Origin of the sequence: Mesorhizobium sp. L103C119B0 (assembly GCF_000502235.1) — a bacterium.
Lineage (GTDB): Bacteria > Pseudomonadota > Alphaproteobacteria > Rhizobiales > Rhizobiaceae > Mesorhizobium.
This window is the reverse complement of record NZ_AYXE01000010.1, coordinates 34,838-54,471: the sequence shown is the minus strand read 5'-3', so window position 1 is coordinate 54,471 and position 19,634 is coordinate 34,838. Positions and strand designations below refer to the sequence as shown.

At 62.6% G+C, this 19,634-nt stretch carries 24 protein-coding genes; 12 read left to right on the top strand and 12 right to left on the bottom strand.

All coding sequences use genetic code 11. The features are described 5' to 3' along the window. Positions 1-45: 45 nt before the first annotated feature. Entirely contained in the window at positions 46-1,692 is a 1,647-nt protein-coding gene (locus tag X728_RS148775; protein ID WP_023670103.1) for a CHASE domain-containing protein, read from the top strand. Positions 1,693-1,731: 39 nt separating this feature from the next. Here the strand turns inward: X728_RS148775 and X728_RS148780 are convergent, their stop codons facing one another. The 6 genes from X728_RS148780 to X728_RS148805 all read right to left on the bottom strand — a co-directional run bounded on the left by X728_RS148780 (position 1,732) and on the right by X728_RS148805 (position 5,212). Continuing rightward, positions 1,732-1,974, bottom strand: coding sequence for a YMGG-like glycine zipper-containing protein (locus X728_RS148780; protein ID WP_023670102.1), 243 nt, complete (start codon positions 1,972-1,974; stop codon positions 1,732-1,734). Between the two features lie 82 nt (positions 1,975-2,056). Further along, positions 2,057-2,383: a hypothetical protein gene (locus X728_RS148785; protein ID WP_023670101.1), complete on the bottom strand. Its 327-nt coding sequence runs from the start codon at positions 2,381-2,383 to the stop codon at positions 2,057-2,059. A gap of 142 nt (positions 2,384-2,525) precedes the next feature. Continuing rightward, positions 2,526-2,702, bottom strand: coding sequence for a hypothetical protein (locus X728_RS1000000171055; RefSeq protein ID WP_023670100.1), 177 nt, complete (start codon positions 2,700-2,702; stop codon positions 2,526-2,528). 129 nt (positions 2,703-2,831) lie between these two features. Continuing rightward, the gene (locus X728_RS148795) at positions 2,832-3,866 is read right to left on the bottom strand and encodes a PAS domain-containing sensor histidine kinase (protein ID WP_023670099.1); all 1,035 of its coding nucleotides are present in this window, start codon (positions 3,864-3,866) and stop codon (positions 2,832-2,834) included. Between the two features lie 163 nt (positions 3,867-4,029). Then, on the bottom strand, positions 4,030-4,197 hold the full coding sequence (locus tag X728_RS1000000169110) for a DUF1328 domain-containing protein (protein ID WP_023670098.1): 168 nt from the start codon (positions 4,195-4,197) through the stop codon (positions 4,030-4,032). A gap of 220 nt (positions 4,198-4,417) precedes the next feature. Further along, entirely contained in the window at positions 4,418-5,212 is a 795-nt protein-coding gene (locus X728_RS148805) for a response regulator (RefSeq protein WP_023670097.1), read from the bottom strand. 212 nt (positions 5,213-5,424) lie between these two features. On the opposite strand from X728_RS148805, the gene X728_RS148810 reads away from it, so the two are divergent. Together X728_RS148810 and X728_RS148815 are read left to right on the top strand one after the other, a co-directional pair. Further along, entirely contained in the window at positions 5,425-5,628 is a 204-nt protein-coding gene (locus X728_RS148810) for a NepR family anti-sigma factor (RefSeq protein WP_023670096.1), read from the top strand. 3 nt (positions 5,629-5,631) lie between these two features. Next, on the top strand, positions 5,632-6,183 hold the full coding sequence (locus tag X728_RS148815; protein WP_023670095.1) for a sigma-70 family RNA polymerase sigma factor: 552 nt from the start codon (positions 5,632-5,634) through the stop codon (positions 6,181-6,183). Between the two features lie 56 nt (positions 6,184-6,239). Here the strand turns inward: X728_RS148815 and X728_RS148820 are convergent, their stop codons facing one another. Further along, on the bottom strand, positions 6,240-6,557 hold the full coding sequence (locus X728_RS148820; RefSeq protein ID WP_050485906.1) for a response regulator: 318 nt from the start codon (positions 6,555-6,557) through the stop codon (positions 6,240-6,242). A gap of 339 nt (positions 6,558-6,896) precedes the next feature. Between X728_RS148820 and X728_RS148825 the strand changes: the two genes are divergently transcribed. The 3 genes from X728_RS148825 to X728_RS148835 all read left to right on the top strand — a co-directional run bounded on the left by X728_RS148825 (position 6,897) and on the right by X728_RS148835 (position 8,582). Continuing rightward, on the top strand, positions 6,897-7,658 hold the full coding sequence (locus X728_RS148825; RefSeq protein WP_023670093.1) for a Crp/Fnr family transcriptional regulator: 762 nt from the start codon (positions 6,897-6,899) through the stop codon (positions 7,656-7,658). Between the two features lie 124 nt (positions 7,659-7,782). After that, complete coding sequence (locus X728_RS148830) at positions 7,783-8,109, top strand: DUF883 family protein (protein WP_023670092.1); 327 nt, start codon at positions 7,783-7,785, stop codon at positions 8,107-8,109. An 11-nt stretch (positions 8,110-8,120) separates the two neighbouring features. After that, complete coding sequence (locus X728_RS148835) at positions 8,121-8,582, top strand: hypothetical protein (protein ID WP_023706299.1); 462 nt, start codon at positions 8,121-8,123, stop codon at positions 8,580-8,582. A gap of 58 nt (positions 8,583-8,640) precedes the next feature. Here the strand turns inward: X728_RS148835 and X728_RS148840 are convergent, their stop codons facing one another. Then, positions 8,641-10,173, bottom strand: coding sequence for an HWE histidine kinase domain-containing protein (locus tag X728_RS148840; RefSeq protein ID WP_023826743.1), 1,533 nt, complete (start codon positions 10,171-10,173; stop codon positions 8,641-8,643). 154 nt (positions 10,174-10,327) lie between these two features. Between X728_RS148840 and X728_RS148845 the strand changes: the two genes are divergently transcribed. Then, entirely contained in the window at positions 10,328-10,555 is a 228-nt protein-coding gene (locus X728_RS148845; protein WP_023696424.1) for a hypothetical protein, read from the top strand. A gap of 26 nt (positions 10,556-10,581) precedes the next feature. Here the strand turns inward: X728_RS148845 and X728_RS148850 are convergent, their stop codons facing one another. Beyond that, positions 10,582-11,502, bottom strand: a complete 921-nt coding sequence (locus tag X728_RS148850; protein ID WP_023696423.1) for a diacylglycerol kinase family protein — start codon at positions 11,500-11,502, stop codon at positions 10,582-10,584. 259 nt (positions 11,503-11,761) lie between these two features. On the opposite strand from X728_RS148850, the gene X728_RS148855 reads away from it, so the two are divergent. Next, complete coding sequence (locus X728_RS148855; RefSeq protein WP_023832006.1) at positions 11,762-13,066, top strand: PRC-barrel domain-containing protein; 1,305 nt, start codon at positions 11,762-11,764, stop codon at positions 13,064-13,066. A 106-nt stretch (positions 13,067-13,172) separates the two neighbouring features. Here the strand turns inward: X728_RS148855 and X728_RS148860 are convergent, their stop codons facing one another. Beyond that, positions 13,173-14,720, bottom strand: coding sequence for an alkaline phosphatase family protein (locus tag X728_RS148860; protein WP_023832005.1), 1,548 nt, complete (start codon positions 14,718-14,720; stop codon positions 13,173-13,175). 217 nt (positions 14,721-14,937) lie between these two features. On the opposite strand from X728_RS148860, the gene X728_RS148865 reads away from it, so the two are divergent. The 4 genes from X728_RS148865 to X728_RS148880 all read left to right on the top strand — a co-directional run bounded on the left by X728_RS148865 (position 14,938) and on the right by X728_RS148880 (position 18,108). After that, positions 14,938-15,870, top strand: coding sequence for a VOC family protein (locus X728_RS148865; protein WP_023832004.1), 933 nt, complete (start codon positions 14,938-14,940; stop codon positions 15,868-15,870). A 4-nt stretch (positions 15,871-15,874) separates the two neighbouring features. Further along, on the top strand, positions 15,875-16,507 hold the full coding sequence (locus X728_RS148870; protein WP_023832003.1) for an alpha/beta hydrolase: 633 nt from the start codon (positions 15,875-15,877) through the stop codon (positions 16,505-16,507). After that, the gene (locus X728_RS148875) at positions 16,500-16,799 is read left to right on the top strand and encodes a GNAT family N-acetyltransferase (RefSeq protein ID WP_023683956.1); all 300 of its coding nucleotides are present in this window, start codon (positions 16,500-16,502) and stop codon (positions 16,797-16,799) included. The genes X728_RS148870 and X728_RS148875 overlap by 8 nt, the downstream gene beginning before the upstream one ends. 250 nt (positions 16,800-17,049) lie before the next feature. Then, complete coding sequence (locus X728_RS148880) at positions 17,050-18,108, top strand: dipeptidase (protein WP_023832002.1); 1,059 nt, start codon at positions 17,050-17,052, stop codon at positions 18,106-18,108. A gap of 3 nt (positions 18,109-18,111) precedes the next feature. On the opposite strand, the gene X728_RS148885 is transcribed toward X728_RS148880, so the two are convergent. Together X728_RS148885 and X728_RS148890 are read right to left on the bottom strand one after the other, a co-directional pair. Continuing rightward, entirely contained in the window at positions 18,112-18,360 is a 249-nt protein-coding gene (locus tag X728_RS148885) for a hypothetical protein (protein ID WP_023832001.1), read from the bottom strand. Between the two features lie 2 nt (positions 18,361-18,362). Then, positions 18,363-19,589 carry an aminomethyltransferase family protein gene (locus tag X728_RS148890; protein WP_023832000.1) on the bottom strand — a complete coding sequence of 409 codons (1,227 nt, stop codon included), beginning with the start codon at positions 19,587-19,589 and terminating at the stop codon, positions 18,363-18,365. Positions 19,590-19,634: the final 45 nt, after the last annotated feature.

The following is a 19,634-nucleotide window of genomic DNA, read 5'->3' as shown; positions in this document are numbered from 1 at the left end:
GCGGCGACTTGCCCATAAAGGTCCCGAACCGTCCATGGGCCTGCGTTGAAGAAGTTTTTCCCGATCCTTGCCTTCATTGCCGTTGCACTGATCAGCCTGACGATGGCGGGCTTCGCCTATTTCGCGACCCAGGAAGCGGCGCGCATCAAGTTCGAGGCGACGGCCGACGACGCGCTCAACCGCATCGAAAGCCGTATCGATCTGCATCTGTCACTGCTGCGCTCGACGCAGGCGCTGTTCGACGCCCGCAATGGCGAGATTTCAGGTAGCGAATTCAAGGCCTTCTTCAGCGCCCTCGATGTCGATAACAATTTCGCCGGCCTGCGCGGCATCGGCTATCTCAGGCTGGCCAAGACCGGTGACGAAGCGGCGGTCGAGCGCGACATGTTGCGCGACCGCGGCGCCGCCCACACGGTCTATCCGGACACGACACAGCCATGGCGCACGCCCGTCGTGCTGTTCGAGCCGCTCGACCCTGCCAACGAATCCACCATCGGCTACGACATGTTCACCGAGCCGGTGCGGCGCGAGGCGATCGAAAAAGCGATGGCCGATGACGCACAGCACGCAAGCGGTCTGGTCCAGCTCGGCCAGGACACTGGCGCGGCGCAGACCTTTACCGGTTTCCTGGTCTTCGTCAGGCTCAATGTCGAAACCGCGCCGGATGGTATCAATGCGTCCAGATCATCGACATCAGGCCTTCTCTACGCGGCCTTCCGCGCCCGCGACCTGTTCCAGACCGCGCTCAGCCGCACGCCTTTGCTGCCGGTCAACACCGCGGTCTATGACGGCACGGCCGACGCCGACAATCTTCTGTTCCAGTCGGAAACGCCGCCGGTTGCGAGCTTTGGCGACAGGCTGTTGGTGACGCGCAAGATCATCGTCGCCGGTCGGCCGTGGACGGTGCTGTTCCGGCCGACAAGTGCATTTTCGCAACCGTCCTCGCGCGCCATTCCGGTCATGCTCGGGCTGTTCGGCCTGCTTCTGGCCGGGGCCATCGCGTTGGTGGCGCGCTACCAGGAGCGCGCCTACGACGCCAAGTCGCTGCTGCATGAAACGACGGAAAAAAGCCTGCTCGAAAAGGATTTGATGCTGCAGGAGATGAAGCATCGGATCAAGAATTCGATCACGCGGGTGCTGGCGATTGCGCGCCAGACGGCAGCGCAAGCAACCGACGTGAAGGAGTTCTCAACTTCCTTCTCAGCCCGCCTGCAGGCAATGGCGGCTTCCCAGGATATGCTGACGCGTTCGCGCTGGCAGAAGGCCGATCTTGGCGACCTGCTGCGCATCGAGCTCGGCCAGGTGTTCGGCAAGGAGCTTCCGGAAGGGATATTGTCAGGGCCTCAGGTGCTGCTCGACGAGAGGACGACGCAGGCGCTTGGCCTGACCTTTCACGAACTGGCGACGAATGCGCTGAAATATGGCGAGGCCGGCAATTCCGTGGGTGCGCTCAAGGTCGACTGGTCGTTCGAGGGGCGCGGGTCCGAGCGGATGCTGGTTCTGAACTGGCGCGAGGCCGGGCAGAAGGAACTCGAAGCGCCGGCGAAGACCGGCTTCGGCACCAAGCTGATCGACCTCAATGTCACGCGCGAATTGCGCGGCACGATTGCCCGAGATTTTCGCATCGATGGGCTTACGGTGGAAATCAGGATCCCGCAGCCTGATGCAGTCAAACAAACGGAGACCGGCTGACCGGTCTCCGTCGCGATTGTCTGACGCTTTTGAAGCGGATCAGCAGCGAGCGGTGTAGAGCCGGCCGCGATTGTCGCGATACTGGCAATAGCCGTTGCGCAGGTTGCGCACCAGCAGGCCGGAACCGGCGCCAACGGCTGCGCCGATCAGCGCACCCTTGCCGCCGCCGATCAGTCCGCCGGCCAAAGCACCGACACCGGCGCCGACACCGACATCCTGCTCGGTCGTGCTGCAGCCGCTGACGGCGACCACCGCAACCATGGCAATAATCAATTTCCGCATAGAATCTCTCCTCACTTTGTCCTCACTTTAGTAAGCTCCAGCCGCTATTTAGCACGAAACAGCAGCCTTTGCCCGCTCGATCTTATTGTTGGCTAAGAGAGTCTTTTTCGCGGCGCGTGGCGTTCGACGCGACCACGACACTGGAAATCTGCAAAGACGCGTCGAGGGTGCCGTCCGGGCGCACGTTCCAGACGATCTGGTCGTAATCATCCTCCAGCGCGGGGTCGACCGTAAGACATTTGGCAACGACGTGCTCGGCCTGACCCTGCACGTCGCCGGCAGCGAATGGACGTTCTGCCGTGCATGCTTCGGCGGTTTCGAAAACACTGACCGGCACCGGCAGTTCACGACATTCGGTCATGTTGTTCGAACAGCCAATTACCAAAAGCAAAGCGGCGATGTGTTCCACGGCGATACGTCCTCTCGCCATAAGAACGGTCCACAGCCGTCAAAGTTCCTGTGCCGAAAGGGGCGTTAATAATTGGTCGGCTACGAGCTGGACAGCTTCTGAGCCAGGCTGCTTGGGAGCAGCGTGAACCTGAGCATCTGGCTCAGGCCAATTGCGACGCCACGATCAGCACAACAGCGGCGACGAGCGCGACAGCGGCGACGCGAAGCAAGGGATGCCAGGCGTGCTGCAAAGGCGAGGCTGAAGCGTCAGGATCCTGAAAGCCGCTCATGGACACCCGGGCGGCCTGCTCCAGCCTGTTCATATCGGCAACCGTCATGATCATTCCTCCCATACTCGCGTTGCAGGCTGCGGCCGAAACATCGGTTGAATCGGTCAAGATCCAGCAATCTCTGGGAACCACAGCATCGGATTTTATGGTGAACAGCCGGTTAAGGAATCCCGCCGCTCATTCGGTTTCGAAATTGCCGTGCGGAACGACGAGGCGATATTCGAGGCGGTCACTGGTGATCTCCAGCGTCGCCGTGCCGTTCAGCGATGCCGGCACGACACGTTCGAGGGCAACGCTGCCGAAGCGTTTCTCGGTGCGCCTGTTATCATTGGCGACAATGGCCTCGACCCAGGTCAGCGACAAAGCCGGCTTGTCTGCGGCCTCTGCGACGTTCGACAGATCGGCGGTTACCTCGACAAAGCCGTCCGGCCGCGCCAGGGCGCCGTAGCTGAATGAATTGACGGCGAGTTCGTGCATTGCCAGTCCAATATGAATGGCCGCGTTGGGATTGAGGTAGGGGTTGACGCCATTGAAGCGCAGGCTCTGCGCGGGATCGGCGCCGTAGCGAACGACCTGGCCGCGGATAAGCTCGCGAAGTGCTGCACCCCGCCAGTTCGACGACGTTACCAGATCCTGGGAGGAAGCCAGTGACTGCAGGCGGCCGCGAAAGCGCTTCAGGAAATCGTCGGGTGTCTCGGAATAGCGGCCGGTCTGGGTGGCAATACTCTGGATGATGGCCAACAGGTTCTTGGAGCGGTGGCTGACTTCGCGCAACAGCGTCTTCAGCGTCTGTTCGCGGCGTTTCTGCTCGGTGGTTTCCACCATCGTGGTGACGACGCCCTGCACGTCGCCGCGATGGCCCCGATCGGCATCGACCCATACCTGGAACCAGCGCATGCCATCACCGGTGGGAACACTCAGTTCAAGGCGTTCCGGATTGCCGGAAGCGATCACATTGCTTTTGGCGGCGGCGATTTGCTCAGCTTGCGCCGGTGGCAACGCGCCGTTGCTGTCGGCTGTGTCGGAAACCCACGGCGCACGCATGTTGCGGGCCCATACAGTCTTCAATTCACGATCCTGATAGAGGACGGAAATGCCGGCATTGTGCAGAGCGTGAAGCAAGGCCCGGCCAAGCTGCATTCCGCTTTCAGCCGGGTGCAGTGCGATCACCTCGTCGCCCTGTCCGCTCTCGCCTCCGCCAATGGAACGCATCAATCACCTGTCCACCTGATCAGGACCGAACGATTCACTTGGACTCAGTTCCTGAGTAGGTCCCCAGAAAAGGTCCGCCGGACGATGTCCCGTTGGAGGACATCGCCCGGCGGTGGCTGGAAACCGTTTGAGGGGTGCGGCTTCCAGTGTTCTTCGCCCGCTCCTACGATGCCCGTCTGAACAGGCCGGCCAGAAGCGAGATGACGAGGAAGGCGAGAAAGATGAAGAACAATATTTGCGCGATACCGGCCGAGGTACCGGCGATGCCGCCGAAACCAAGCGCGCCGGCGATGATCGCCACGACGAGAAATACGAGCGCCCAGTAGAGCATGATCTGTCTCCTTCCGATACTGGATCAAGAACGTGAGTGATTGCTGTTTGTTCCACCATTTGCCGAAAAAGAAGGTCTTTGGAAGAGGCCCGGACGCGAATTGATTCGCGCGCGTGAGCGCGATACGGCGCGACGGGCAGCCGCCGATCGCCGGGTTAGGCGATCGCCAGTGCCGCCAACGCTGCGAGGCGGCGAAAAGTTGGAGATTGAAGGCCCTACTTCACGCGGCGGCCTTGGCCTGCCGGTCGAAGAACAGCGCTTGGCTGATCAGCGCCTTGACCATGTCGGGATTGAACGGCTTGGTGACGAGGAAGGCCGGTTCAGGCCGCTCGCCGGTCAGCAGACGTTCGGGGAAGGCGGTGATGAAGATTACCGGCACCGAAGTCGACGACAGGATTTCGTTGACCGCATCGATACCCGAGCTGCCATCGGCAAGCTGAATGTCGGCCAGCACCATCTTCGGCCTTGTCTTGCCGAACATCGCCACCGCCTCGGTATGGGTGCGCGCGGTTCCGACCACGTGGTGGCCGAGGCTCTCGACCATTTCCTCGATGTCCATGGCGATCAGCGGCTCGTCCTCGATGATCAGCACATCGGTCGCCACCTGGCGAGAGATCTCGTTGCTCGCCTGGGCAAGCAGTTCGGAGAATTCCTTGGCGTCGACATCGAGAATTTCAGCTGCCTCGTCTTCACCGAAGCCTTCGACCGCGACCAGCAGGAAAGCCTGGCGTGGCCGTGGCGCAATGGCGTTCAGATTGGCAGCGGCGCGCTGCTCCCATGCCGATTGCGCCTGCTCCTGCGGAACGCGGATGGCAATGGAGGTGAACAGTTTGGCGAATACCTTGTAGAGCGCGATGCGGTCGCTTGACGCTTGCGGGAAGATGTCGACGTCGGCGATGATGGCTTCGAGCATCGCGGCGACCAGCGCATCGCCACTCTCCTGCGATCCGGATACGGCGCGTGAAAAGCGGCGCAGGAACGGCAGGTGCGGAGCGATGGTTGCGGAAAGGCTCATGGTAGACGTCTCCCTCAGATGACGTGATTGCATAGATTGCAGGTCAAGCTGATTGCAAGCCCCAACACCCAAACGCGGGTTTTGCGAAAAAGTTCCGACACTTGTGGAACGAAACTGCACGGGCGACGTTTGTGGTGCGATGGGCAACCAGACGAGGGGGCCGCTTTGCGTTGTGTAATGGGGCGGCTCGGGGCGCTGGATTTAAGGGCGAAATGAAGGACATGAATAAAGAAACGCTGGCTGGCGCCGCTGACAGGCGCCGGGCCAATTCCGGCGACCCGCTCGGGGCGAATTCGGAAATTGGCCGTAAACTCAAACAGTATTATGACGAGCTGGTCTCGGACAATGTGCCGGATCGCTTTGCCCAGTTGCTCAGCCAACTGGAAAAGGCCGAACCCGCACAGAAGAAGGACTGAGGCATGGCAGCTGTCTCACAAGGGTTCAAGACCGACCTGCTCGGCTCGATCCCGAGCCTGCGGGCTTTTGCCGTGTCGCTGACGCAGAATGCCGACAAGGCCGACGATCTCGTGCAGGAGACGCTGGTCAAGGCTTGGGACAAGCATGAGAGCTTTCAGCCCGGCACCAATCTCAAGGCATGGCTGTTCACCATCCTGCGCAACGAGTTCTATTCCCAGATGCGCAAGCGCGGCCGCGAGGTGCAGGACAGCGACGGCATCATGACGGCCAGGCTTGCCGTTCATCCGGCTCAGCACGGCCAGCTTGACCTCAAGGATTTCCGCGGCGCGCTCGAGCAACTCCCCGAGGACCAGCGCGAAGCCATCATCCTCATCGGCGCTTCAGGCTTTTCCTATGAAGAGGCCGCCGAAATCTGCGGCTGTGCGGTCGGAACGATCAAGAGCCGGGTCAGCCGGGCCCGCACGCGGTTGCAGGAGATCCTCAAAATCTCCGGCGAAGACGAATACGGGCCGGACGCGATCTCGTCCCAGGTGACGGGTTCAAACGCTGCCTGACGGCGGAGGCCCCGTTTGCGGGCCTGGGCTCTCTACACATACGCATCGAAGATATCTCAGACTGGCGCGCGGCCGCAGGCCGCCGCCAGAGCCTCGACGAGATCGGTCCCCGAATAGGGCTTGGTGACCAGGCGGATGCCGGGAAAAGACCCTTTGATCTCATCGGGGTCCGAATAGCCGGAGGCAAAGACAAACGGCAGGCCCGATTGGCGCAGCCGCGCGGCGAAATCGAGTGTGGACGTTCCGCCCAGCATGAGGTCCACGATAGCGGCGTCGAACTCGCCAACGACCTTCTGCTCATCGATCTCGGCCAGAGCGCGGGCAATCACTACGTCGTTCGCGCCATGGTCGCGGCAAAGCTGCTCGACATCCATGGCGATCAGGAATTCATCCTCCAAGACAAGAATTCGCAATCCCTCAAGCAATGGCGGCACTTGGCAATCTCTCCTCAATTCTTGCAGCATCGGGTACCGTGACTCCAGTCAACCGCATCGTGGACCTTGGGGGATCGGTCAGGCCTTAATCCGAAAAGTTCGCCCACCGGCTCTACTCCACAAGCGAGCTTCGAATTCGCCTCAGTGGAGTGTAGCGAGTCATGATCGCTATTTGCCATCCTGTCATTTAAAAAAGACATGCCATCGGCAGCGGAACCGCGGCCTTGCAAAGGCGTAGCACTCAGTCTCTGGCAAGAGACTTTCGAAAGAGGGATCGAAATGTCTGGCCAGAATGGTCGTTCGTTTTCCAGCCGTCAGTACCCATGCGAGATCTGCCCGCTTCGGCCATTGCCGGTGTTCCGGGAATTCGAGAAGCAGGAGCTTGCCTATGTCAGCATGTTCAAGAAGGGCGAACTGGCCGTCGACAAGGGCGCCACAGTGCTGGTCGAAGGCAGCCAAAGTGCTCATCTCTACACCGTGCTTTCGGGCTGGGCCTTCCGCTACAAACTATTGTCGGACGGCAGGCGCCAGATCCTGAACTACTCCATGCCCGGCGATCTTATCGGGCTGCAGGGCAGCCTGATGGGCGAAATGCAGCACTCGGTCGAGGCGCTGTCGCCCATGCTGTTGTGCGTCTTCGAGCGTGAAAACCTGCACGAGCTCTACCGCAACCATCCGGGCCTTGCTTACGACATTACCTGGCTGGCGTCGCGCGAGGAGCGCATGCTGGACGAGAACCTGCTCAGCGTCGGTCGGCGCACGGCGGTCGAGCGCACCGCCTATCTCATTGCCTTCATCGCCAGCCGCGCGGCGGCAGTCGGGCTCAACGGCAAGGCGCCGGTGCAAATCCCGATTACCCAGCAGCATGTCGCCGATACGCTCGGCCTGTCGCTGGTCCACACCAACAAGACGATCCGCAAGCTCATCGATCGCAAGCTGATCGCTTGGCGCGACGGCGGTTGCGAAGTGATCGACGGGGAGGGGCTGAAGGATCTCGCGCGCTGGGAGGGCCTAAGCGAAGGCCGTCGGCCGCTGATCTGACAGGCAGGCCTCCATCTGGGGCTGGACTCGCACTTGCAAACACCCTTTCATGGATACGGTCTCCGATTTCGGAACCATGATGTGTGTCGGGCGTTTGAAGCCAAGCAAACGCAAGGAGTTTAGAATGGCAACTGCCGCAGGAAAAACCGCCAACGAAAGTCAGACGAACGCCGACCTCGAGGCCGACATTCGGCAGTTGAAGGCGGATATCGAAAAATTGACCAAGCAATTGGCCAAGACCGGCGAACATGGTTACGGCACGGCGCGGCGCGCTGCTGCCGAAGGCGTCGACCAGTTGCGCGCGCAGGGCGAAGCCGTCTTCGACAGCCTGCGTGGCAACGCCAAGGATCTTGAGGCCCAGATCACGGCCAATGTGCGCGAGAAGCCGGTAACTTCACTGGCGATCGCGGCCGGCGTCGGCTTCCTGTTTGCGCTTCTTGCCCGGCGCTAGTTTCGACAGAGATGGGCATGCTGGCACCGCTTATCTCGGCCTTGGCCTCGGGTGAAGCCATTGCCGCCATGCGCCGCGCGCGCACGGCGGCAATCGTCTATGGGCTCGCCGCCGTGGCTGCCCTGTGCGGCCTCGGGTTTCTCCTGGGGGCGGCCTACATCTGGGCGGCTGACCGTTACGGCTCGATGGCCGCCTGTCTCGGCTTCGCGGCCGGTTTCCTGGTAACGGCCGGGCTTATCGTGCTCATTCATCAACTTGCGGCCGGAACGCGTGCGCGCCGACGTGCGCGAAGGCGCAATGCCGACCTGAAGGCGCTCGGTATCACCGCGGCGCTTGCCGTGCTGCCGGCCTTGCTCAAGGGGAAAGGCGGGAAGGGCGTCATTCTCGGCCCGATGATCGCGCTCGCGGCCTATGCCATCTACCGCGAGAACGTCAAACCGGATCCGGGCGATCCAGACAGCGAAGCCGACTAAAGCGCGTCGCGCTGATACGCTGTTCCCGGGAAAACCGCTTCGCACTTCTGAAATTGCTTTAAGCCGGCAGATCTTCAAGCGGCATCGATATTTCGGCGAACACGCCTTCGCTGCGGAATTCGTGGGTCACTTCGCTCGATAAAACCTTGGCGAGGCTGCGGCGGATCAGGATAGAGCCGAAGCCCTGGCGTTCCGGCGGGTCGACTTTCGGCCCGCCGCTTTCGCTCCAGGTCAGCACAAGGCGGCGCGCGCCTTTCTTGCCCGCCGCCTTCCAGTCGACATCGACCTTCCCCGAGCCAACCGACAGCGATCCGTATTGCAGCGCGTTGCTGGCCAGTTCGTGCATGATCAGGCCGAGCCCCACCGCCTGGTCGGGCGAAAGCAGCAGCTCCGGACCGGAGATCACGATGCGCGGCCGTTCTGCCGAATCGAACGGCTTCACCTCGATCTGCATCAGTTCGCGAATACCGATGCCGCGCCATTCGCGATCCGACAGCAGGTTATGGGCAGCGCCCAGCGCCTGCAGCCTGGCGCCGAAGGCTTCCAGGAATTCGCTTGGGCGGCGAGCGTGGCGAACGGTCTGTGTGGCCAGCGCCTGCACCGTCGCCAGCGTGTTCTTGACCCGATGGTTGAGCTCGCGCAGCAGCAGCCTTTGCCGGTCCTCGCCGAGCTTGCGTTCCGAGATGTCGTAGTTGACGCCAAAGATCAGCGTCGGCTTGCCTTCGCCGTCGCGCTCGATGACGCGGCCGCGGGTGACTATCCAGCGCGGCGGATCGAAGCCTTTGACCCGGTATTCGCCGAAATAGTCGTCGCTGCCGGTCAGGGCATCGCGAAAGCGCGTCTCGGTCTGGTAGACGTCGCGCGGGTCGATGGCGGCCAGAATGTCGCGCGCCCGCAGCCGGTTCGAACGCGGCAGGTTGAACAGCTCCGACAAACGCACGTCGCATTCGATCATGTCGGTGCGGATATCCCAGGCCCAACTGGCGAGCGAGGCGGCGTCGAGCGCTATGGCTCGGCGCTTTTCCTCCTGCGCCAAAGCAGCCGTGGCAATGGCGCCGCTGCGGGTGGCGTCCTTGAGGGTAAACAGGCTGGCGGCGAGGCTGGCAAGCGATTTCAAATGATCGAGCGCGGCAGCGGACGGAAATTCATGCGGCTCCCGGTCGAGTACGCACACCGTGCCGACGCGCGCGCCGGCGACCACCATCGGCGCGCCGACATAAAAGCGGACATGGTGTTCGCCGGTGACCAGCGGGTTGCGGGAGAAGCGAGGGTCGATGCTGGCATCCGGCACCACCATCGGCTCGTCGCCGGCGGCAATGGTATGGGCGCAGAACGATATGTCGGTCGCGGTTTCGGTCTCGTTGAAGCCGACACAGGATTTGAACCACTGTCGTTCGGTGTCGAGCAGCGTGACGAGCGCGATCGGCGCCTGCATCACGGCGGCGGCAAGGCCGGTGATGCGATCGAAGTCGGGATCGGAGTCGGTGTCGATCGCGTCAAGCCCGTGCAGTACGGCAAGCCGCTCCGGCGCCGCCACGGCGCGGCGGACCTCAACCGGCAAACCAGCCTGCTTCGTCACCTTGCTATCCACCAAGCCCCCTCGCTTGCAGGCCCCACCCGCGGTGGCGCGCACCTTGCGCGGCCGTCGCGCGCCGGAACTTTTGTAGCAAGCAATCGTTACCCCACCATGTTTCGCCGGCGATGGTTTTATCCACCATCCCGGCTGCACGATAGGAACGCCGCCAATGACCAAGATCGCCCCTGAAAACAAAGCCCGTCAGGGGCGCTGGGGCTGGCACGGCCTGCGCATATTGGTCGCCGCGTTGCTCCTGGCTTTCATTGCTTGGGGAGCGGCCGAGATTTATGGCCAAAAGATAGATCCAGATACCCCTGAAAGCCAAGGGCAGCCCACCGGCCAGACCGCGCCGGCCAACCAGAGCGCGCCAGCCGGCGAGGGGCAGTCGGGCGGCTAGGGTTTTCCTCGTCATTCGTAATCGCATCAGGCGGCCTTTGCCTGGGCGGCTTGCGCCGGAACCAGGACGTTCAGTGCGCCAGGGTGGATCTGGATTGTCGTTTCACGCTCCAGCTTGACCAGTTCGCCGTCGATGACGGCGCCGAATTTCTTGCTCCCTGTATGGATTTTCACGATTGCCTTGTCGGCCTGATGAGTTTCGACATGGTCGCTGTCGCGCCACCTGCCTCGAGCCATGTCGAAGAGCGCCCTGACCAGCTCGCCACGCTGCCGCGCCACGGTGACATAGATGCCGAGCACGCCGCCGGCAGGATTGTCGGCATAAGGCAGATGGCCTTCGCCAAACAGATTGTTGGAAATGCCGATGCCGCTGATGCGGGTCACGATTTCGGCTTCGCCGACCGTCAATGTCACCTTCATGGCTGGAGGATTGTTGATCGTCGTCCAAGCGGCCTTGGCCGAGGCGCGAATCTTTCCCAGGCGCGAGGCGAATTCCATATTGTCGCGCAGCTTCACCATCCTGGCGTGCAGGCCGATCGAGAACTGATGCACGAACGGCCGGCCATTCGCGCTCGCGATATCGACCGCCATGATCTCGCCGTCGGCAAAGGACTTCAGCGCGCCATCGATGGTCTGCGGAATTCCAAGGCCGCGGGCGAACAGGTTCATTGTTCCTGCAGGCAGGACGGCCAGCGCCTTCTTGCCATTCATCAGCCGCCCCGCGGCGGCCGAAATGGTGCCGTCGCCGCCACCGGCCAGCACGACGTCGATGTCGCGCCGCGCGGCGACCTTGTCGAGCGCCGCGACAATCTCTTTGCCGGCGACGATGTCGATATCGATGGAGTGACCAGCCGCCTCGAGCGTCTGGCGCATGCGGTCCGTTAGCGCGGAAAGATCGGTGGTCCGCAAGGTGCCGCCGTCCCGGTTCAGCACCGCTGCAAATCGCATGCCCCGCTCCGTATTCTTTTTTAAAGGCCGGAATGCCAGCCGCAGGCTGAAACGGGCAAGCCTGGCAAAGGTTCCATCGGCCGGGCGGGAATGTCGGGCGATTCCGCGGACTTGCCCAGGGTATTTCGATGCTCCCGTTTTTTCGGAACAAGCGCCTTGTCACAACGTTGTGATCCCATTGGAGGCGCCGCCTTCGGTCTCCCGGCAAGTGGTTTGCCGATTGCGGCGCGCATGAGATCACGCAAGAGGAGACTTAATCATGATCCGCACACTGTTCGCGACGACCGCACTGGCAACGCTGATCGCTACCGGTGCGTTCGCGCAGTCAACGACGGCCCCGGCCACGACCCCAGCGCCGGCTGAAGCCCCTGCTACCATCGCGCCGGCGCCGCAACAGGCCGACGGCGCGCTGATGACCAATATCATCGGCGAGTCGGTGTACAATGGCACCGGCGACGATGCGCAGAAGATCGGTGACGTCAGCGACGTCGTCCTCGATGAAAACGGCCAGGCGAAATCCGCCATTATCGGCGTTGGCGGCTTCCTCGGCATAGGCAGCAAGAACGTCGCCTTCGACTACGGCAAGTTGCAATGGGTCGAGAGGAATGGTGACCGCTGGCTCGTCGCCGAGACGACGAAAGAAGCGTTGACGGCGCTGCCCGACTTCGACCGTAAGCCCTATGATCCGGCCTCGGCGCCTGCTTCCACGGCGCAGAACGACCCGCAGAAGCCGGTTGATCTCAACGCCGCGCCGTCAGAACCGGCGGTGAAACGCGCTGACGGCAATCTCGCAACCAACATCATCGGCGAGAATGTCTACAATGGCACTGGCGACGATGCCCAGAATATCGGCGACGTCAACGACATCGTGCTGACCAAGGATGGCAAGGCGCAGTCGCTGGTGATCGGCGTCGGCGGCTTCCTCGGCATGGGTGAAAAGAACGTCACCTATGATTTCGCCAAGGCGCGGTGGGCCGAAAAGAACGGCGATCGCTGGCTGGTGGCGCAGACGACCAAGGAGGAACTGCAGGCGCAGCCTGATTTCGACCGGAAGCCCTATGATCCGGCGCCCGTGACGACAACCTCCGACGCGACGCAGCCGACTGCTCCGGCTGCCCCGACGGCCGTTGCACCGGCTGACAATGCTCAGCCAGCGGACAAGACCGCGGAAGCTGCGGCCGGGACAAAGGCTACCGATCCGACGCAAACGGCAGCGATCGACAAGTCCACATTGACCGAAATGCCGGTCGGTAACATCAGAGGCGACGACCTGAAGGGCACCACCGTCTATGGCGCCAACGACGCCAAGGTCGGCGAGATCGGCGACGTCGTGCTCACGCCCGACAGCAAGCCGGATGCCGTCATCATCGATGTCGGCGGCTTTCTAGGCATCGGCGCCAAGGAGGTCGCGGTCGGCATGGACAAGCTCAAATTCATGACCGACAAGGACGGCAACAAATATCTCTACACCAACTTCACCAAGGAGCAGCTGCAGGCGCAGGCCGCCTATGACAAGGGCAGCTATGCTGAGAAGCGCGACCAGCAGCGGATGATGGTACAGTAAGGGAATAGGCAGTAGGGATTAGGCAGTAGGCGAAAAACCAAGCGACTAGGCATCAGGCCGCCGGAAACATTCTGCTGCCTGCTGCCTGCTGCCTGCTGCCTGCTGCCTACTGCCTGCCCACATACCCCACCACCCCCTGGCCCGTCAGCTCTGCAAGCGCCAGCGACTGGTCGAGATGCTCGGCGCGCCAGGCAAGCAGCCGCTCGGCAAATTCAAGCCGCACGCTGAGATAGGCCGGGTCGGCGGCAACGTTGGCCAGTTCGCCCGGATCCTTCTCCATGTCGAAGAGCAGCGGCGGCAGGCCGCCGCCGAAATGCACGTATTTGAATTTTTCCGTACGGATGACGGCGAGGTTGCACTGGCGCGAGCCGATGCCGAAATGCCGTTCGGCCTCACCGCTGGCAATCGAGCGGAAGTCGAACTCCCAATGCGCCGCGTCGCGCCAATCCTTAGGCGGTTCATCTTGCAGGAACGGTTTTAGCGAGCGGCCGTCGAGATGCAGCTGGGCGTCGGCGTCCAGCAGATCGAGCAAGGTCGGGAAGATGTCGACGGCCTCGGTGAAGTGGTTGACGGTCGAGCCGGCTGCATTGCCGTGACGCGGGTCGCGCACGATCAATGGGATGTGATAGCTGCCGTCGAAGAAGCCGCCTTTGCCCAGCATGAAATGGTCGCCCATCATCTCGGCGTGGTCCGAAGTCAGCACGATGATGGTGTCATCCCATGCATTCGCCGTCTTGATCGCTTGCCAGATGCGGCCAAGCTGCGCGTCGACCTCCGAGATCATGCCGTAATAGATCGCGCGGATGGCCCGGATGTTGTCGTCGCCCCAGTCGCGCACGTGGCCGTCGGTGCCGGGGCGGAAGCTTCTCCGCTTCTGGCGACCAAGGTCGTAAGCCAGATAGGGATGCCTTTGCGCCTCGGCCTGCCAAGTCTCGACATGGCGGAAGGGCGGTCCGTCCGCCGGATCATACAGCGTGTTGTAGGGCCGCGGTACGACAAAGGGCGGATGCGGGCTGATGAAGGAGACATGCGCGAACCATGGCGAATCCTGTTCGTCCAGCCAGCGAATGAATTCGCCGGCAAGAAAAGCGGTCGGCGTCTCGTCCCTGGAATAGACAGGCGGCGCGCTGGTCACGGCGTCGCCCGCTTCCCCGCCTACGGGGCGGTGAATGCCGGGAGAGCCCGCGCTGGTGCCGACGCCACGTGCCTTCAGCCATGACAGCCATGGTTTCTGATGCTCAGGCAGGAACTGGCGAACGCTGAAGCCGGGCAGCACGCCCTCATAGCTTTTCAGCCGGGGATCGCCCGGCGCCATCGTGCGCGGATCGGGCGAGACGTCGGTGTAGCCGAACAAAGTCGGATCATAGCCGAGGGCGCGGGCCGAAAGCGCCATGTTGCCGTGGCGGGCGTCGAGCGGCGTGCCGTTGCGGCAGACGCGATTGTTCATCTGGTAGAGGCCGGTGTAGAGGCACGCGCGGGCCGGCGAGCAGGGCGCCGCGCCGCCGTAATGCCGCATGAAAAGGACGCCTTCGGCGGCGAGCGCATCGGCATTCGGCGTCTTCACCACGGCATGGCCGGCAGCCGACAGGCAATCGCCCCGCCATTGGTCGCAGGAGATAAATAGGATGTTCGGGCGTCTGCTTTTCGCGGCCAATGCTCTATCCTGTTACGTCGGGAAGACGTTCAATGAACCGGAATTTGGCGGCAGCGCAAGCCTGTCAGTCTTGCTTAAATGGTGAACGAAAATTTCCTGCTGTTCACTATTGGGATACAGTCCATTCTGAGTTTGCCGCCTTTGCCATTGCCGGGCGGCCACTCATATAGGCGTGGACAGCGGCAAGAGCCGCAAACCGAAGGGAAGGAGCAAGACAATGCTCGACCAGATCAAGGGCCTGCATCACGTGACGTCAATGGCCGGCGATGCGCGCCAGAACAATGATTTCTTCACGCACAAGCTCGGCCTGCGCCGGGTCAAGAAGACCGTCAACTTCGACGCGCCAGATGTCTATCACCTCTATTATGGTGACGAGCACGGTACGCCCGGCTCGGTGATGACCTATTTTCCGTTCCCGGACATTGCCAGGGGCCGCCACGGCGTCGGCGAGGTCGGTACCACGGCCTATTCGGTGCCGGCCGGCACGCTCGGCTATTGGGAAAAGCGCTTCGCCGATGAAGGCGTTGCGGGTGTCTCCCGCGAAGAGACGTTCGGCGAGAAGCGGCTGGCCTTCGCCGGTCCCGACGGCGACGGTTTCGCGCTGGTCGAAGACAAGGCGGACAGCCGCGCGCCATGGTTGAAAGGCGGCATTCCCGCTGATGAGGCGATACGCGGCTTCCACTCGGTCTCGCTCAGATTGAAGGATGGTGGCGCCACGGAAGAGCTGTTGAAGTTCATGGGCTATGAGCAAGTGAACAAGTCCGGCAGTGTCAGCCGGCTCGCCATCAAGAACGGCAACGGCGCTGATGTCGTCGATATCGAATCGCTGCCTACCGCGGGCTTTGCCAATCTCGGCGCCGGCTCGGTCCACCATGTCGCCTTCGCGGTGGAGAATCGCGCCCAGCAACTCGAAGTGCGCAAGGCGCTGATCGATACGGGTTATGGCGTAACGCCGGTGATCGACCGCGACTATTTCTGGGCGATCTACTTCCGAACGCCGGGCGGCGTGCTGTTCGAAGTCGCCACCAATGAGCCGGGCTTCGACCGCGACGAGGACACCGCCCATCTCGGCGAAGCCCTGAAACTGCCGACGCAGCACCAGCATCTGCGGCCCTATCTTGAAGAGCATCTGCAGAAGCTGGAAGGCTGAGACGATGAGCAAGGAAGCTTACATCCATAAGGCGCTGCCGGGTTCGCCCGGCGGCCCGCTGCTCTTCGTCTTTCACGGCACCGGCGCGGACGAGAGCCAGCTGCTGTCGCTCGGGCGCGACCTCGCGCCACAGGCGACGATCGTATCGCCGCGCGGCGATGTTTCCGAGCATGGTGCGGCGCGTTTCTTCCGCCGCACCGGCGAGGGCGTCTACGACATGGACGACCTCGCGCGGGCGACCGCCAAGATGGCCGGTTTCATCAAGGCGCAGGTGGCAGCGGCAAGGCCATTTTCGGTCTTGGGTCTCGGCTATTCCAACGGCGCCAACATCCTGGCGTCCGTAATGTTCGCCGCGCCCGAGCTGTTCGATGCGGCGGTGCTGATGCACCCGCTGATCCCGTTCGCACCGCAGGTGCAGGGCAGCCTTGCCGGACGCCGCATCCTGGTCACCGCGGGCAAACGCGATCCGATCTGCCCGCCCAACCTGACGTCGCGGCTGGAAGCCTATTTGCGTGCCGATGGCGCCGATGTCACAGTGGAGTGGCACGATGGCGGCCACGAAATTCGGCCAAACGAGATCGAAGCGGCAAGGCGGCTTTTCGCTGCCGTGCCGGTTGAAGGAGCAAGCGATGCCTGACGAATTGCCTGAGATCGAACTCGAGGACCGCGGCTCGAAGGGACGTTATGTGCTGCGCGGACCCGGCGGCGCCGAGGCGGAGATGACCTTTACCAAGGTCGGCGAGCACCAGATCATCATCGATCACACCGAAGTGCCGGACGTGTTTCGCGGCCAGGGCGCCGGCCTTCGGCTCGTCACCCGCGCCGTCGAGGATGCGCGGGCCGTGGGCAAGAAGATCATCCCGCTCTGCCCCTTCGCCAACGCCCAGTTCCGCCGCCATCCGGAATGGGCGGATGTGCTGAAGCAATAGACCTTTTTCCCTTCTCCCCTTGTGGGGTGAGCAGCCGGTTCGCCGCAGGCGAATTCATCGTGCCGGTGGCATGATGAAAGGCCGGCGAACGCCGGGACGCTGCGAAGCAGCGGGGGACCGGCAGGTGGTCGGAGTCGCTCAGCCACAAGAGCGAACACCTCTCTGGCATTTGCGCAGTTCGGCCTTCTTGCCTAAGTACACAGTTCGCTGCGGTTCGTCCGCTCTTGCCAACTGACCGAATGGCTTCCTGATGACCGAATCCGATCTCGTCCCCGTCTTCGACGGCCACAACGACACGCTGCTGCGACTGTACCAGTCGAAAGACACCGACGTCGAAAAGCTGTTCATCGAGGGGACGCAGGGCGGTCATATAGACCTGCCGCGCGCGAAGAAGGGCGGCTTTGCCGGCGGCATGTTCGCGATCTTTCCACCGCCGGTCGAGAAGAGCAAACGCTCTGCGGTGCCGCCGGCGCCGAGCGACAATGAGCCATTGCCGCCAGAACTGCCACGCGCTGATGCGCTCAATTCCACCATCGGCATGGCCTCGATCCTGTTTCGGCTGGAGCGCGCGGGCGCGCTGACCGTCTGCCGCAGTGCCGGTGACATTCGCGAGGCGATGGCGAAAGGTTCGATCGCGGCGGTGTTTCACATCGAAGGCGTCGAGGCGATCGATCCCGAACTTACCTTGCTCGACGTGCTCTACGAAGCCGGCCTGCGCTCGCTCGGCATTGTCTGGAGCCGACCCAACGCCTTCGGCCATGGCGTCCCGTTCCGCTTTCCGTCGTCGCCCGATACCGGACCGGGGCTGACCGATGCCGGCAAGGCGCTGGTCAAGGCCTGCAATCAGCTCAAGATCATGATCGACCTGTCGCATCTCAACGAAAAAGGCTTTCGCGATGTCGCCGCACTCAGCGATGCGCCGCTGGTCGCCACCCATTCCAACGTGCATGCGCTGTGCACCCATTCGCGCAACCTGACGGACTGGCAGCTCGGCGCTATCCGCGAGACCGGCGGCATGGTCGGGCTCAACTTCGCGACCGGCTTCCTGCGTGAAGACGGACGGATGAATTCGGACACCAGCCTCGACATCATGGTGCGCCATGTCGACTCGCTGCTGCAGGCGCTGGGCGAGGACGGCGTCGGTCTCGGCTCCGATTTCGACGGGGCGATGATTCCGGCCGTCATCGGCGACGTTGCCGGCTTGCCGAAGCTGATAGATGCGCTGGCCGCGCGCGGTTTCGGACGCGCGTTGATCGAGAAGATCGCCTATCGCAACTGGCTGAGCGTTCTCGAAAGAACCATAGGCTGAGGCTTAAGCGCCCATGCGCTTCAGCCAATCCTGGCCGCCGCCGCGATCCCTGATCATCGGCAGCGGGTTCTCCCAGTCCAGCCGCGCGCAGATGCGGTAGACTTCGAGCGTCTCGGCGCTCATTTCGCCGCGCTTGTAGAAGTACATGGCGGCGGCATAGCGGGTGCGACCCGACCATTTTTCGCCGAGCGGCGTGTTGACCAGCTGCCATTGTTCGGCGGCTTCCGCCGCATCATCTTGTTGGTCGGCCACAGTCAGAAATCCGCCGGTGGATTGGCGGTGCGGCGGTCGAGCTTGATGAAAGGACGGGCCACCACCTTGGCCCGCTTCATCAGCTTCTGGTACTGCAACTCGCGCATGGCGTAGATCTCGACCCAGAGGTCTTCCACCATCGTATCACCATAGGGACGCGTCAGCGAGGCGATGGCGATATTGCGCTTGGCCATCGGCGACCAGATGGCGGCGCTGACCAGCCCGACCTCCTGATGCTTCTTGTGGTAGACGATGGCGTGCTCGGCCGGGATGTTGCCTTCGATCTCCAGCCCGACCAGCACGTGGCGCAGCTTGCGTTCGGCACGGGCTTCGAGGATGGCGCGGCGGCCATTGAAATGTCCTTTTCCCAGGTCGACCATAAAGCCGAGACCGATCTCGTCCGGCATGCGCAGACGGTCGGCGCGAATGGCATGGTCTGCGGTGGTGAAGTCGGCATTGGCGACGATCAGGCCGGCTTCCAGCCGGGCGCGGTTGAGGGCGGCGTAGCCGATGGCGCGGATGCCGCGCAGTTCGCCTGCCGTCATCAGGCGGTCCCAGAGGCTGAGCGCTTTTTCGGCCGGCACGAACAGTTCGTAGCCGAGATCGCCGGTGAAGCCGGTGCGCGAGATGGTTACGGTGCCGCTGTCGTGCGGAAACTCGGCGAGGTCGAATATCTTCAACTTCTCGACGCCGGCGAAACCCGCCTCGCGCAGCACGGCGAAGGAGGTTGGGCCTTGCAGAGCGAGACCAGCGACGTTTTCGGTCTCTTCCTCGACGGTCACTTCGAAACCGATGGCGCTGTCGAGCAGCCAGGGCAGGTGCCGCTCCTGCGAACACAGGCGGAAGCGGGTCGGCGACAGCCGGAACAGCGTGCCGTCATCGAGGACAAAACCTTCGTCGTCGCACCATGCGGTGTAGTGGACGCGGCCGGGTTTCAGCTTGGTGACATCGCGCAGCGTGACGCGATCGAGGAAGGCTTCGGCATCCGGCCCCTCGATGCGGTATTTGGTCATCGGCGAGATGTCGAACAAAGCCGCCTGGCTGCGGATGGCGAAATATTCGAGTTCCTCGTCCCACAGCGAATGCGGCGCGCGATAGCCGGCCCAATTGTACCAGTCCTGAGTTTTGGCCACCGCATCGATGCGCGGCTGGAACGGCGTGCCGAGACGCAAGGTGCGGAAATGGCCCTGCGCTGTGGTGCGGGCGGCGTTGTTGACCGGACTCGTCATGACGGCATTCCTTCGCCGTAGAGTGCGGCGTTGACTGGCTGAAAC

Coding starts and splice junctions, on each gene's coding strand:
- X728_RS148805 (WP_023670097.1), bottom strand. CDS start 5,212: ATGAGCCTTTCCGCAACCATCGCTCCGCACCTGCCGTTCCTGCGCCGC.
- X728_RS1000000169110 (WP_023670098.1), bottom strand. CDS start 4,197: ATGCTCTACTGGGCGCTCGTATTTCTCGTCGTGGCGATCATCGCCGGC.
- X728_RS148875 (WP_023683956.1), top strand. CDS start 16,500: ATGCCTGACGAATTGCCTGAGATCGAACTCGAGGACCGCGGCTCGAAG.
- X728_RS148815 (WP_023670095.1), top strand. CDS start 5,632: ATGGCAGCTGTCTCACAAGGGTTCAAGACCGACCTGCTCGGCTCGATC.
- X728_RS148845 (WP_023696424.1), top strand. CDS start 10,328: ATGACCAAGATCGCCCCTGAAAACAAAGCCCGTCAGGGGCGCTGGGGC.
- X728_RS148850 (WP_023696423.1), bottom strand. CDS start 11,502: ATGCGATTTGCAGCGGTGCTGAACCGGGACGGCGGCACCTTGCGGACC.
- X728_RS148780 (WP_023670102.1), bottom strand. CDS start 1,974: ATGCGGAAATTGATTATTGCCATGGTTGCGGTGGTCGCCGTCAGCGGC.
- X728_RS148870 (WP_023832003.1), top strand. CDS start 15,875: ATGAGCAAGGAAGCTTACATCCATAAGGCGCTGCCGGGTTCGCCCGGC.
- X728_RS148825 (WP_023670093.1), top strand. CDS start 6,897: ATGTCTGGCCAGAATGGTCGTTCGTTTTCCAGCCGTCAGTACCCATGC.
- X728_RS148820 (WP_050485906.1), bottom strand. CDS start 6,557: ATGGATGTCGAGCAGCTTTGCCGCGACCATGGCGCGAACGACGTAGTG.
- X728_RS148795 (WP_023670099.1), bottom strand. CDS start 3,866: ATGCGTTCCATTGGCGGAGGCGAGAGCGGACAGGGCGACGAGGTGATC.
- X728_RS148810 (WP_023670096.1), top strand. CDS start 5,425: ATGAAGGACATGAATAAAGAAACGCTGGCTGGCGCCGCTGACAGGCGC.
- X728_RS148880 (WP_023832002.1), top strand. CDS start 17,050: ATGACCGAATCCGATCTCGTCCCCGTCTTCGACGGCCACAACGACACG.
- X728_RS148865 (WP_023832004.1), top strand. CDS start 14,938: ATGCTCGACCAGATCAAGGGCCTGCATCACGTGACGTCAATGGCCGGC.
- X728_RS1000000171055 (WP_023670100.1), bottom strand. CDS start 2,702: ATGACGGTTGCCGATATGAACAGGCTGGAGCAGGCCGCCCGGGTGTCC.
- X728_RS148830 (WP_023670092.1), top strand. CDS start 7,783: ATGGCAACTGCCGCAGGAAAAACCGCCAACGAAAGTCAGACGAACGCC.
- X728_RS148890 (WP_023832000.1), bottom strand. CDS start 19,589: ATGACGAGTCCGGTCAACAACGCCGCCCGCACCACAGCGCAGGGCCAT.
- X728_RS148835 (WP_023706299.1), top strand. CDS start 8,121: ATGGGCATGCTGGCACCGCTTATCTCGGCCTTGGCCTCGGGTGAAGCC.
- X728_RS148855 (WP_023832006.1), top strand. CDS start 11,762: ATGATCCGCACACTGTTCGCGACGACCGCACTGGCAACGCTGATCGCT.